We start from the raw sequence: 13,431 nt of genomic DNA on the forward strand, positions 1-13,431 counted from the left end.
GTATAATTACTCTATAACCCTTGTTTTAGAGAAACATTATGCAGCGTAACATCATACAATCCTTAGAAAATTGGAAACACAAAACAAACCGCAAACCGTTGATTATTCAAGGAGCAAGACAGGTAGGAAAAACCTGGGCGATGAAACGCTTTGGCGAGCAATCCTTTGAAAAAGTGGCGTATATCAACTTTGATAATAACCCTCGCATGAGAACGCTGTTTGCTGGCGACTATGATATTGACCGCTTGATACTCGGGTTGAAAATTGAAAGCGGTGTCGATATTCAAGCAGAAAATACCTTGATTATTTTTGATGAAGTACAAGAAGTCCCGCAGGCATTATCTTCACTCAAATATTTTTACGAAAATGCACCTCAATTTTATATTGTCGCGGCAGGCTCATTGCTTGGGGTGTCGCTACATCATCAAGTCTCTTTTCCTGTCGGCAAAGTGGACTTTCTACCACTTTATCCCATGGATTTTCATGAATTTTTAACCGCACTTGGCAAACAAGATTTGGTGAAATTGCTGGAATTGAAAGACTGGTCGTTAATTTCAGCCATGAAAACCACCTATATTGATTTACTCCGTTTATATTATTTTGTCGGCGGTATGCCTGAAGCAGTAAAAGTATTTATCGAAACACAAAATGTCGATGAAGTGCGCCAAGTACAGCGTAATTTATTGATGGCGTATGAACAAGATTTTTCCAAACATATTCACGACGGACAAACCGTGCAAAAGGTGCGGTCAATTTGGGCTTCCATTCCTGAGCAGCTTGCCAAAGAAAATAAAAAATTTATCTATGCTCAGCTACAAAAAGGGGCGAGAAGCAAAGACTATGAAATTGCTCTGCAATGGCTAAAAGACAGCGGATTAGTGCATAGCGTGTCTCGTGTGAAGAAACCACATTTGCCACTTTCCGCTTATCAAGATAATGCCTTTAAATTGTATGGCTTAGATGTCGGGCTGCTTGCCGCGCAAAGCAATTTGGATGCCAGCGTACTGCTAGAAGGTAGCCGTATTTTCACTGAATTTAAAGGCGCTTTAACCGAACAATATGTTTTGCAACAATTGATTGTCACGCAAGAAAATCCTGTTTTTTATTGGGCAACTGAAAAAGGCACGGCAGAGGTCGATTTTGTTGTGCAACGTAAGCAAGCTGTGATTCCGGTTGAAGTCAAAGCAGAAGAAAATTTAAAAGCGAAAAGTTTGAAAGTGTATGTAGAACAATTTCAGCCAGCGCAAGCAATTCGCTTTTCCATGGCGGATTATCGGGAACAGGATTGGCTAGTGAATGTGCCGTTGTATGCTTTTTAATTACTAAATAATAAATTTATGGGCTTCCATTGTCTATTACACTAATGTCAATATCTATGAAAGTAAGGATTTTCGAGAGCTTGAATTAAGCTCTCCATTAACTAACGTTTATTTTTGCTCTAAATAGCTTGGGAAAAGGCTGTCTGAATTTTGAAGTGTAGACCAATGTGTTCTGGGGTTAATATTTAGAACAGTTGAGAGGAAAGCAATAAGGTGATAAACTATGAAAAATAAGGTATTTTTTACCTAAAATTGCAATAAAAAAGGTTTTATTATGCTAATCCAATTTTCCGTTGAAAACTATCGTTCCATCAAACAGGAACAAACTCTTTCTTTAGTTCGTAATTCTAGTGAGGAAATGTCTGATAATTATTTTGATTGCACTGCGCAAGTAACACCACCATTATTAAAATCAGCGGTTATCTATGGAGCAAATGCATCAGGAAAATCAAATATAATTAAAGCATTAGACTCCATGATTCGGATTATTGAGCATTCTTTTAATAAGAAGGAAAAAGATCTGATTGAGACTGAGGCTTTTCTTTTTGATGAAGTACACAAAAATAGTCCGACATCTTATGATATTTCATTGGTTGTAGATTTACTCAATGATGAAGGTAACTTACAACAAACAAGAGTAGATTATGGTTTTATTGCTGACAGCAAAAAAATCTATGAAGAATGGCTCAGCGTTTATCCTAAGGGACGTGAACAAAACTGGTTTTCTCGTGAATATAATCAACAGACAGAAAGCTATGATTGGAAAATGTCTGATTATTTCAAAGGTGAAAGGGTGAGTTGGCGAAATCAAACTAGATCCGATCAATTATTCTTATCTAGTGCTGCGCATTTAAATAGTGAGCAAATCAAACCTATTTTTTATAGTCTTATTAATAAAATTCCGATTATTCGCACAGATAGAATCAGTAATGAAATGGCAAAAAGGCAATGTAAGAAATCTGAAAAAGATAAAACCATCATGGTTCAGTTGTTGCGTTCTGCAGGTATTGAATTAGACGATATTGTTTTTGAAACTCCTAAAATAAATTTTGAAGAAATTCCTGATGATATTCCTAATTTTATTAAAGAAAAAATATTACAAGATCTACAACAACATATCATTGCTCAACATGAAACTTTTTTTGTATATTTAGATAATGAGAATAAACCACAAAAAATTAATTTAAGTGATGAGTCAGATGGAACTCAAAAATTATTTGAATTTTCGGGATTGATTCTAGCTGTTTTACATAATGGTGATACTTTGGTTATTGATGAATTAAATAAAAGTCTACATCCTGATTTGGTGAGGTTTTTAGTTAAACTATTTAATTCGCCAATAAATGAAAAAAACGCACAATTGATTTTTACAACGCACGAAACATCTGTACTAAGAAAGAATTTATTGCGTCGAGATCAAATTTGGTTTTGCGAGAAAAATAAAGATAGATCAACTTATCTTTATCCATTGACTGACTTCAAACCACATATAAATCGAGAAGATATTGAAGAATATTATTTAAATGGTAAATATGGGGCAAAACCCATTTTCCAAGAATTTAACTTACCTTCCTTTTTTTGGGAGGAATAAGTTCTATGGCAAAAAAGAAAACTCGTGATTTATCTCGTAAATTACCTAAACGGGAAGCCTATAAAACTGTTTTAATCGTTTGTGAAGGACAAAAAACCGAAAGACTTTATTTCAATGACTTAATTGCACATGAAAGGCTTTCCTCTGTAAATATACAAGTTTATCCAGGGAATGGTTCAGATCCAAAATCTGTAGTAGAAACTGCAATTGAAGAAAAAAACAAGCAAAGCCAATATTTAGAATTTGATGAAGTGTATTGTGTCATTGATAGAGATGCTCACCAAACCTTTGATGTAGCCAAACAGTTGGCAGAACTCCATAATATAAAGCTGATTGTGTCTTATCCAAGTTTTAAATATTGGTATCTTTGCCATTTTAAGTATTCTCGTGCACCTATTGTGAAAACAGGCATTAAAAGTGCTGGAGATTCTTGTGTTGCTTTACTTAATCAAGAATGGAATGAAAATTTTCAAAAGAATTACAATAAGGCGCAGCAAGGTGTTTATAGGGTTTTGTTACCTTATATAGAAACAGCAATAGCAAACTCAAGAAGGGCTTTTAGAGAAGCGCAAGGAGATGGTGAGTTGAATCCATCTACCGAAGTTCATGACTTGGTTGATAATTTAAGGAAAATTAAGCAGTAATCTTATGAAAAACCGCTTTGAAACCCTAAAATTTCTGCTCACTGACGGAAACCTTACAATTCAAAGAAACGACCATCCTTTGATACTCCTCATTATTTCCTTTAAAATGAGTTATACATTTTTAAATGTATAAACTTAAAAATGTCAAATATGCCACAACAAACGATGAATTTAATGCGGGAGTGCATTCCCATCTTTACCGTGTTGAGTGATGAAAACCGCCATCAAATCCTGCGCGTGCTGTGGGAACATGGCAAGATGAATGTGAATGAGTTGACCGAGCATCTGCATCTGTCGCGCCCTGCGGTGTCGCACCATTTGAAAATCATGCTGCAAGCCGGGGCGGTGGCAGTGGAGCAGGTCGGCAAAGAGCGGTTTTACAGTATTGCCATGGCGGATACGGTGGCGAGATTGAAACAACTTGCTGATTTGATGGCTCAAAATTGCCCGCTTTCAAAATAGGGTTATCCGTTAACCCTTTATTTTTACCTAAATATGTTTACATTTTTAAACTTATCAACTTAAAGGAACGATTATGTTATTCAAGCCATTCGCTTTTCAAAACGGCAAAACCGCCAAAAACCGTATCTTCAAATCCGCTATGGAAGAACAACTTGCCCAAAACGATCAGCCGTCTGAAAAACTCGTCCGTCTTTACGACACTTGGGCAAAAGGTGGTGCAGGCGTTTTGGTTACGGGCAATGTGATGGTCGCTGAAAGCGGCAAAGGTTCGATAAACGATGTGGTGATTTCAGACGGCCGCAGCCTTGAGATGCTGAAAAAATGGGTGAAAGCCGGCACGCAAAACGACACGCTGCTCATCATGCAAATCAACCATGCGGGCAAACAGTCGCCTGCGGTGGTTAATAAAACGCCGCTTGCGCCGAGCGCCGTGCCGTTGGTGGGCATGGACGGCTTTATCAATCCGCCGCGCGAATTGACTGCCGACGAAATCAACGGGCTGATTCAGCAATTCGTGCAAACCGAGAAAATTGCCGAACAAGCAGGCTTTTCAGGCATACAAATTCACGCCGCGCACGGCTATCTCATCAGCCAATTCCTCTCGCCGCACCACAACCGCCGCAAAGACCAATGGGGCGGAAGCTTGGAAAACCGTATGCGTTTCCTTTTGGAAACCTACACTGCCATCCGCGCCGCTGTTGGCAAAGATTTCTTGGTTGGTGTCAAACTTAATTCAGCCGATTTCCCAAAAGGCGGTTTTGACGAAAGCGAATCGGTGCAAGTGGTACAAAAACTGTCGGAAATGGGCATTGATTTTATTGAAGTTTCCGGTGGTAACTACGAAAGCCCGCAAATGCTCGCGGCTAAAGACAGCACCCGCAAACGCGAAGCCTTCTTCATCGATTACGCCGAAAAAGCCCGTGCTGTCAGCCAAGTTCCGTTGATTATCACCGGTGGCTTCCGTTCACAAAGTGCAATGGAAGATGCCTTATCCAGCGGCCATTTGGATTTGGTCGGTGTTGCCCGTCCGTTTGCCTTAGTCCCTGATTTGGCGAATAAAATGCAAAACAGCACCTACCAAACTGTGCAAACCGACCGCATCAAAACTGGCGTAGCATTTGTTGATAAAAAAGCGGGCGCGATGTTGGAAATGAACTGGTATATGACGCAAATGGACTTGATCGGACAAGGCAAACAGCCTGATCTTAAATTGTCGGCGTGGAAAGTTCTGCTTAAAACTTTGTGGGAGAACGGTAAAGCGGGGTTAAGCACAGGCAGGGGTTGATAGGTACATAGAAATAACAATAAAATCGGCAGGAAGATTTTCTGCCGATTTTTTATTTTGCTTATAACCGTTAATTTAACAACTTCCCCACAAATCATATTCATCAGAATTTGTGATGGTTACTTTAATCACGTCGCCGACTTTGACATTGATTCCGCTTAAATTATCTACATAAACTAACCCATCAACTTCAGGGGCATCTGCTTTGGAGCGGCCAATAATGCCTTCTTCGTCAATTTCATCCACTAATACATCAAGAGTTTTACCGATTTTTTGTTTTAAACGATTTGCAGAAATTTCCTGTTGTAATTGCATGAAACGATGGAAACGTTCTTCTTTCACATCTTCTGGTACTTGGTCAGCCATCTCTGTTGCAGGTGCACCTTCAACTGGGCTGAATTTGAAACAGCCTACGCGATCAAGTTGGGCTTCTTTTAAGAAATCGAGCAATAATTGGAAATCTTCTTCTTTTTCACCTGGGAAACCTACAATAAAGGTGGAGCGTAATGTTAAATCTGGGCAAATTTTACGCCATTGTTTAATGCGTTCTAAAGTGCGGTCAATGCTGCCCGGTCTTTTCATTGCTTTTAAGATTTTCGGGCTGGCGTGTTGTAATGGAATGTCTAAATACGGCAAGAGTGTGCCGTCAGCCATTAATGGAATTAAATCATCCACATGCGGATAGGGATACACATAATGTAAGCGAACCCAAATGCCAAGTTTGCCAAGCTGTTTACAAAGCGTCATTAAATCATTTTTAATTGGCATGCCATTCCAGAAAGCCGTTTTTACCCCGCCCTCTTGGCGTTTTAAGTCCATGGAATAAGCGGAAGTGTCTTGTGATACCACAAGCAATTCTTTTACGCCTGCTTCGGCTAAACGTTTTGCTTCGTCCAAAACTTGTGTAATAGAACGGCTTTCCAAATCACCACGCATAGATGGAATAATGCAGAACGTACAACGGTGATCACAGCCTTCAGAGATTTTCAAATAGGCATAATGTTTTGGTGTCAGTTTTACGCCTTGTTTTGGTACCAAGCTGGTGTAAGGGCTATGTGTCGGTTTTGGCACGTATTTGTGAACTTGAGCCATCACTGTTTCATAACTATGTGGGCCGCTGACTTCCAAAACTTTAGGATGCACTTCACGAATTTGGTCTTCTTTTGCCCCCAAACAGCCAGTCACGATAACTCGTCCATTCTCTTCTAATGCTTCGCCAATCGCTTCGAGTGATTCCTGCACCGCACTATCAATAAAGCCACAAGTGTTCACAATCACTAAATCGACATTTTCATAGCTTGGCACAATGTTGTAACCATCGGTGCGTAGTTCCGTTAAGATTCGTTCAGAATCTACTAAGTTTTTGGGGCAACCAAGGCTTACAAAGCCAATGCTTGGGGTTGAATTTTGCATAAAATAACCGTTCTTTTGCTCTATAAAATTTCAAACGCAAGATTTTACTCAATTTTCGCAAGAAAGGCGATAAATTAAAGGCTTGGAAGGGTAAAGATTTTAAGCTAAGTGATGTAGAATAGACGATTATGTCGGACTTATTTTTATCATTATGGAAAATTCATCTTTACTTTTAACCGCACTTTTCGATCCTTATCACTTAATTATTTTTAGCAAAATGCTCTTGGCGATGGTACTTGGTAGTGTTATTGGTTTAGAGCGTGAACTTAAACGTAAGCCTGTGGGTGTAAAAACTTGTGCCATTATTGCCGTCACCACTTGTGTGCTAACCATTGTTTCAATTCAAGCCGCAGAGCATTATTCGCAAGTTTCAGACAATATTCGCACAGATCCAATGCGTCTTGCGGCTCAAGTGATTAGTGGCATCGGTTTTTTAGGTGCAGGTGTGATTTTACATAAGAAAAATGATGCGATTTCAGGTTTAACCACTGCGGCGATTATTTGGGCTTCAGCGGGGATCGGTATTGCAGCTGGCGCGGGTTTCGTATTCGATGCGGTCATCGCCACAATGATGATTTTGGTGTCTATTCGATTAAGTCCGTTGGTTCAACGTTGGGTACATCGTAAATCACAACCTCGTCGAACAAAATTCAATATTCTTGTCAATGGTGCGGAAAGCATTGGAAAAGTCACTCAATTGTTAGTAAACAATCAGTATCGTATTGAACATATACAGGTGAAAGATCAAAGTAGTGGTGAAGTGCGGTTACAAATTCGCTGTTTTTCCATTGATTCCGCAATGTTGAAAGATGCTTATGCATTGTTGAAAGCGGAAGAAGGCGTGATAAGTGTTGAAGTAGATAACTAGAAAAAGTGATCTGCCCCCCAAAAAGTTGGACAGGTTAGTTAACTTAAATATTGAGCTCGGTATTGCACTGGGCTCAATCCTTTTAAACCAAGTTTAATGCGTTTTTGGTTGTAATACACTAAATATTCTTCAATTTCAGCCTGTAATTCAGCAATTGAATGATAACTCCGTGAGTAAAAACACGCTGATTTTAGTATCGAAAAAAAACTTTCAATCACCGCATTATCGTGGCAATTTCCTCGGCGACTCATACTTTGCACTGCTTTACCCTCCAACATTTTCACCCATTCCGCCGTGCCATACAATACGCCTTGGTCGCTATGAATAATCGGGCATTCTGTCGGTTTAAGCCGACTAAGCCCTTGTTCTAACATCTTTTTTACCAATGAAGAAAATTTGGGGCGTGTTGAAAAGTTATAGGCAATAATTTCTCGGTTAGCCAAGTCCATCAACGGTGAAAAATAAAGCTTTTCTTGCCCTACCTAAAATTCCGTTACATCCGTTACCCATTTTTGATTGAGTGCCGTCACTGTAAAATCACGATTCAGCAAATTCGGGGCAATATGCGATGTTTTTCCACGTTTTCCATGTCTTTTCTTGCGTAAAATGGAATGAATACCTAACTCGTTCATCAGCTTTAACACCGTTTTATGATTTAAATAAAAACCCATTTGGCGTAATTTAAACGTCATGGGGCGATAACCATCTCGTTTTCTGTTCTTTTTATACAGCGATAAGATAGCCTCTTTTACCTCGTGATAAGCTCGCTTAATCTCTTTATAGTAAAAGCTTGAACGAGGCATAGCCACACGAAGTAAATCATTTAATGCGTGGTTTGGCTTCAATCTTTCAATAACTTTTCTTTTTTCTGTCGCTGCTTTTGACGGTCGAGCGCCTCCAACTCCTTTAGATAAGCAATCTCCGCTCGAGCCAAGGCGAGATCTCGTTGTAACTTTTTAAACGCTTTAGGTGAAAAGTCTGTGGTTTCTGGAATTTCAATGTCTTTCTTTTTCATCTTTGGCTTCGCTATTTTCGGTGTTTGATGGTTTGTATGAGGCGATTTTACGCCATCAAGCCTTCTTTCTCGAAATGCTTTTGGCCAATAAATGACGAGAGCATGGGAAATTTTATGAAGTTTAGCCACCTCACGGATACCATAATCCTGTTCAGTGACGAGTTTGATAATTTTCAAACGAAATTGATAAGAGTAGGACATAATCTGCACCTCAAATTAGGTGTCCAGGTTTTGGGGTGCAGATCAAAATCTTTACTTATACTAAATAAGTGGTATATTCACGATCGCTATTTAATCGATTGCGTCACGGTTGTTATGTGTGATGCGTTATTTTTATTATTTATCTAGGAGCTATCCTATGGAAAGTAAAATTCCAGCAGTAGAGGTCAAACTTGGCTTTAAATGGCAAGGGCTGCTGATTGCCGTCATCGTTGGTTTAGGGATTTGGTTGATCCCAACACCAGAAGGTTTATCTGCAAAAGCATGGGGAATGCTAGCGCTGTTTGTGGCAACCATTGTGGCTATTATCGCTAAAGCAATGCCTATGGGTGCAGCAACGCTAGTTGCCTTGGTGATTAGTGGTTTGACTGGACTTACACCAATTTCACCAAAACAAGGTGATGTCGGCATGTTATCCGGCTTTGCGAACGGCACAATTTGGTTGATTGCTATTGCCATGTTTTTATCTCGCGCGGTGATTAAAACCGGTTTAGGTAAACGTATCGCGCTGTACTTCGTTGGTCGTTTTGGTAAAAAAATGATGGGTGTGGCCTATGGTATGGCGTTGGCTGATGTTGTTATCGGTCCGGGTATTCCTTCAGCTTCTGCGCGTGGGGGCGGTATTATGTACCCTATTATGCAATCTATTGCTGATGCGTATGAATCAAAACCAGGTCCAACTGCTCGTCGTGCAGGTGCATTCTTAGCGATTGTTGTCTCTCAAATTGACACGATTATTTGTACCATGTTCTTAACCGCCATGGCAGGTAACCCGTTAATTGCGGAACTTGCGAAAAGCCAAGGTGTGGAAATTACTTGGATGACATGGTTCTTAGGGGCAATCGTACCAGGTATTGTGAGCTTAATCGTCTTACCTTATTTCGTGTATTTAATTTATCCACCAGAATTAAAAGATACGCCTAAAATGGCAGAAATGGCACGTGAAGAATTAAAAAGTATGGGGCCAATGAGTAAAGCAGAATGGATTCTTGCCCTAGACTTTATTCTTCTTTTATTCCTATGGACGGTGGGTGATTTGGTCTTCCATATCCCTGCAACGATTTCTGCATTTATCGGTTTAGTAATTTTATTATTAACCAATATTATGAGCTGGAAAAATATCGTGGCAGAAACCACCGCATGGGATACGATGTTCTGGTTTGCGGTATTGGTGATGATGGCAAATGCACTTAATAAATACGGTGCAATCACTTGGATTTCCACCCACATTTCCTCATCTGTAGGCGGTTTCAGTTGGCCAGTAGCCTTTACTATTTTAGTGTTGGTGTATTTCTATACTCGCTATTTCTTTGCTTCAGCCATGGCGCATATTTCCGCAATGTATCTCGCTTTCGTGGCAGCGGCTATCGCTGTGGGTACACCACCAATCATTGCCGCAATTGGTTTAGGTTACACCTCAACATTATCCATGAGCTTAACGCAATACGCAGGCGGTCCTGGCCCTGCTTTATACGGTTCAGGTTATAACTCAACCGGTCAATGGTGGGGGGTGAGCTTTATTGTTTCTATCCTCTCATTAGTCATTTGGTTTGGTGTGGGTGGATTATGGATGAAACTACTTGGCTGGTGGTAATCCTTATTAATTCATAAAAAATCCCTAAAAAATGATCTGCCCCCAAAAATTGGACTCAACAAACCAACACCCCCTATCGAGGCACGATAGGGGTGATTGCACCGAATCATCTTGAACGCGATTTTAACACAACGGCCCCGAAACAAAAATGGGTGACCGATATCACCGAGTTTAAGGTAAAAGATGGGAGTAAAGTCTATTTATCACCAATTTTAGACTCATTTAACAATGAGATAGTCTCATATAATCTAAGCTATTCCCCAAACTGGGTGCAAGTAGAGGACATGTTAATGCAAGCCGTCAAAGGATTAAACAACGCTTGTTGTGTCATTTTACATTCAGACCAAGGCTGGCAGTATCAAATGGTAGCTTATCGTCGAATCTTGGCTGAACATGGCATTATTCAAAGTATGTCGAGAAAAGGGAATTGCTTGGACAATGCAGCGATGGAAAGTTTCTTTGGGCGATTAAAAACGGAATGTTTTTATGGTCGGGAATTTAACAGCAGAGAAGAGATAGTTGATGTCGTCAGGGATTATTTGGATTACTATAACCACCGACGGATTCAACTAAAATTAAAAGGACTGAGTCCGATACAATATCGAAAACAATCCTTTAAATAACAGTCTAACTTTTTGGGGTCAGATCATTAAATTGACCGCTCTTTTTTATTTCTTATTTAATTTCTTTCGCAAAATGTAAATTTCCATGAAAAATACTTGATTTTGCTAACGCTATCTTGTAATTAATAATTCTATTCAAACACAACAAACTAAGGAAACAACAATGAAAAATGTAGGCTTTATCGGCTGGCGCGGAATGGTGGGTTCCGTATTAATGGATCGTATGTCGCAGGAAAATGATTTTGCGAATCTTAATCCCGTATTTTTTACAACTTCACAAGCAGGTCAAAAAGCACCTGTATTTGGTGGCAAGGATGCAGGCGAACTTAAAAATGCATTCGATATTGAAGAACTCAAAAAATTAGACATTATCGTGACTTGCCAAGGTGGCGATTACACCAATGAAGTCTATCCAAAATTAAAAGCAACAGGCTGGGATGGTTATTGGGTTGATGCTGCTTCTGCACTACGCATGAAAGATGATGCAATTATTGTACTTGATCCGGTAAACCAACACGTGATTTCTGAAGGCTTGAAAAAAGGTATTAAAACTTTCGTGGGCGGTAACTGTACCGTGAGCTTAATGTTGATGGCTATCGGCGGTCTATTTGAAAAAGATTTGGTGGAATGGGTATCTGTCGCAACTTACCAAGCGGCTTCAGGTGCGGGCGCAAAAAATATGCGTGAATTACTTTCACAAATGGGTTTATTAGAACAAGCGGTTTCAAGTGAATTAAAAGACCCAGCTTCTTCTATTTTAGATATTGAACGTAAAGTGACTGCAGAAATGCGTTCTGATCGCTTCCCAACTGAAAACTTCGGTGCAGCATTAGGGGGTAGCTTAATCCCTTGGATTGACAAACTTCTCCCTGAAACAGGACAAACTAAAGAAGAATGGAAAGGTTATGCAGAAACCAACAAAATTTTAGGTTTAAGCGACAATCCAATTCCTGTTGATGGTTTATGTGTGCGTATCGGTGCATTACGCTGCCACAGCCAAGCATTCACCATCAAACTGAAAAAAGACTTACCGTTAGAAGAAATTGAACAAATTTTAGCGGCGCACAATGAATGGGTGAAAGTGATTCCAAATGACAAAGAAACCACATTACGTGAATTAACCCCAGCGAAAGTAACAGGTACATTAAGCGTGCCAGTGGGTCGTTTACGTAAATTGGCTATGGGCCCTGAATATTTGGCTGCCTTTACTGTGGGTGACCAATTATTATGGGGTGCTGCAGAGCCAGTTCGCCGTATCTTAAAACAATTGGTAGCATAATTGGCAGAGTGCGTGAAGTAAAATCTCACGCACTTTTTCTTTCTTTTGTATGCGTTGATGTATCCCATCTAAAAACTTATGAATCGAGAATCCCACTTTACTCAATTTGTCTTTACCGAACTGTTACCTTTTTTCAATCAATTTCCAACGCAATATTTCATTGGCAAAAATAACGTTCAAATCGCTTATCGTCATTTAACACACGCTAAAAGTGCGGATAGAAAATTGATGATTTTGGTGAGTGGCCGTGCTGAAAATATGTTGAAATGGTCAGAGCCAGCTTATGATTTTTATCATCAAGGCTATGATGTGTTGCTATTTGATCACCGAGGTCAAGGCTATTCAACCCATTTGTTGACGGATTCTGAAAAAGGGCATTTAGATGAGTTTCGTTTTTATACCGATGATATGGCAAAAATCATTGAAAAAACGACCGCACTTTATGCTTATCAAGCGCAATATATTCTCGCACATTCCCTCGGCGCTTTGATTTCCACCTATTATCTAGCCAATTACGATCATCAGATTAAAAAGGCTGTGCTTTCTTCGCCTTTCTTTGGCGTTCCAATGAAACACCCATTACGAGATGAAGTCATCATTGCAACGATGATGGCATTTGGTCAAGGTCACCGCTATGTTTTTGGTAAAGGACATTACAAACCGGCAGATTTAAACCTTAATGAACTTAGCCATTCTAAAACGCGAATGAAATGGATGAACCGAGTTAATCGGAAACGCGCAGCTATTCACTTAGGCGGCCCGACATTCCGTTGGGTACATTTGTGTTTAAATGCAATCAAAGCGCTCCCTAAAATCATTCCAAGAGTGGAAACACCCGTGCTTATTTTACAAGCGGAAAAAGAAAAAATTGTGGATAACAAAAACCTTGAAAAATTGACCGCACTTTTTCCGCATGCAGAATCTATGCTTGTACCTCAAGCAAAACATGAAATCCTTTTTGAAAAGGATAACGTGAGAAAAGCCGTGCTTGAGCGAGTGAATCAATTTCTTCATTCTTAAATTTTCCTAATTAGATTAAACACAAAACATTATATATTTATTTATATAATGTTTTTTATTTCTATCTTATGAGTGTTTAGCCTTTTATTGAGCAAGATC

The 13,431-nt window shown here is 39.6% G+C and carries 13 protein-coding genes and 1 pseudogene; 10 read left to right on the plus strand and 4 right to left on the minus strand.

Translation table 11 applies throughout. The features are described from left to right. The first annotated feature begins 38 nt into the window (after nucleotides 1-38). The 5 genes from DV434_RS03400 to DV434_RS03420 all read left to right on the plus strand — a co-directional run bounded on the left by DV434_RS03400 (nucleotide 39) and on the right by DV434_RS03420 (nucleotide 5,301). A complete protein-coding gene (locus tag DV434_RS03400) occupies nucleotides 39-1,319 on the plus strand; it encodes an ATP-binding protein (protein ID WP_118785527.1) in 1,281 nt (426 codons plus the stop codon). 274 nt (nucleotides 1,320-1,593) lie between these two features. Beyond that, nucleotides 1,594-2,910: an AAA family ATPase gene (locus DV434_RS03405; protein ID WP_118785528.1), complete on the plus strand. Its 1,317-nt coding sequence runs from the start codon at nucleotides 1,594-1,596 to the stop codon at nucleotides 2,908-2,910. A 5-nt stretch (nucleotides 2,911-2,915) separates the two neighbouring features. Further along, nucleotides 2,916-3,554 (plus strand): RloB family protein, encoded by a 639-nt coding sequence (locus DV434_RS03410; protein ID WP_118785529.1) that lies wholly within the window; start codon nucleotides 2,916-2,918, stop codon nucleotides 3,552-3,554. Nucleotides 3,555-3,704: 150 nt separating this feature from the next. Next, on the plus strand, nucleotides 3,705-4,016 hold the full coding sequence (locus DV434_RS03415) for an ArsR/SmtB family transcription factor (protein WP_118785551.1): 312 nt from the start codon (nucleotides 3,705-3,707) through the stop codon (nucleotides 4,014-4,016). Between the two features lie 73 nt (nucleotides 4,017-4,089). Further along, nucleotides 4,090-5,301 carry an NADH:flavin oxidoreductase/NADH oxidase family protein gene (locus DV434_RS03420; protein ID WP_118785530.1) on the plus strand — a complete coding sequence of 404 codons (1,212 nt, stop codon included), beginning with the start codon at nucleotides 4,090-4,092 and terminating at the stop codon, nucleotides 5,299-5,301. Between the two features lie 75 nt (nucleotides 5,302-5,376). On the opposite strand, the gene rimO is transcribed toward DV434_RS03420, so the two are convergent. Beyond that, a complete protein-coding gene (rimO, locus tag DV434_RS03425) occupies nucleotides 5,377-6,714 on the minus strand; it encodes a 30S ribosomal protein S12 methylthiotransferase RimO (protein ID WP_118785531.1) in 1,338 nt (445 codons plus the stop codon). Between the two features lie 151 nt (nucleotides 6,715-6,865). On the opposite strand from rimO, the gene DV434_RS03430 reads away from it, so the two are divergent. Further along, nucleotides 6,866-7,582, plus strand: coding sequence for an MgtC/SapB family protein (locus DV434_RS03430; protein WP_118785532.1), 717 nt, complete (start codon nucleotides 6,866-6,868; stop codon nucleotides 7,580-7,582). Nucleotides 7,583-7,620: 38 nt separating this feature from the next. Here the strand turns inward: DV434_RS03430 and DV434_RS03435 are convergent, their stop codons facing one another. The 3 genes from DV434_RS03435 to DV434_RS03445 are packed head-to-tail and all read right to left on the minus strand — an operon-like array spanning nucleotide 7,621 to nucleotide 8,798. Further along, nucleotides 7,621-8,031: an IS3 family transposase gene (locus DV434_RS03435; protein WP_118785533.1), complete on the minus strand. Its 411-nt coding sequence runs from the start codon at nucleotides 8,029-8,031 to the stop codon at nucleotides 7,621-7,623. A 33-nt stretch (nucleotides 8,032-8,064) separates the two neighbouring features. Continuing rightward, nucleotides 8,065-8,427, minus strand: coding sequence for an IS3 family transposase (locus tag DV434_RS03440; RefSeq protein WP_118785534.1), 363 nt, complete (start codon nucleotides 8,425-8,427; stop codon nucleotides 8,065-8,067). Continuing rightward, a complete protein-coding gene (locus DV434_RS03445; RefSeq protein ID WP_118785535.1) occupies nucleotides 8,424-8,798 on the minus strand; it encodes a transposase in 375 nt (124 codons plus the stop codon). Before DV434_RS03445 ends, DV434_RS03440 begins: the two co-directional genes overlap by 4 nt. 157 nt (nucleotides 8,799-8,955) lie before the next feature. Between DV434_RS03445 and DV434_RS03450 the strand changes: the two genes are divergently transcribed. The 4 genes and pseudogenes from DV434_RS03450 (at nucleotide 8,956) to DV434_RS03465 (ending at nucleotide 13,332) form a co-directional block, all read left to right on the plus strand. Next, complete coding sequence (locus DV434_RS03450) at nucleotides 8,956-10,410, plus strand: DASS family sodium-coupled anion symporter (RefSeq protein ID WP_118785536.1); 1,455 nt, start codon at nucleotides 8,956-8,958, stop codon at nucleotides 10,408-10,410. 71 nt (nucleotides 10,411-10,481) lie between these two features. Continuing rightward, nucleotides 10,482-11,033, plus strand: a pseudogene (locus DV434_RS03455) (IS3 family transposase); the annotation flags it as partial. 163 nt (nucleotides 11,034-11,196) lie between these two features. Further along, nucleotides 11,197-12,312, plus strand: a complete 1,116-nt coding sequence (asd, locus tag DV434_RS03460; RefSeq protein ID WP_118785538.1) for an aspartate-semialdehyde dehydrogenase — start codon at nucleotides 11,197-11,199, stop codon at nucleotides 12,310-12,312. Nucleotides 12,313-12,390: 78 nt separating this feature from the next. Next, nucleotides 12,391-13,332 carry an alpha/beta fold hydrolase gene (locus DV434_RS03465; protein WP_118785539.1) on the plus strand — a complete coding sequence of 314 codons (942 nt, stop codon included), beginning with the start codon at nucleotides 12,391-12,393 and terminating at the stop codon, nucleotides 13,330-13,332. Nucleotides 13,333-13,431 lie beyond the last annotated feature (99 nt).

The organism is Haemophilus haemolyticus, assembly GCF_003493685.1.
GTDB lineage: Bacteria > Pseudomonadota > Gammaproteobacteria > Enterobacterales > Pasteurellaceae > Haemophilus > Haemophilus haemolyticus_O.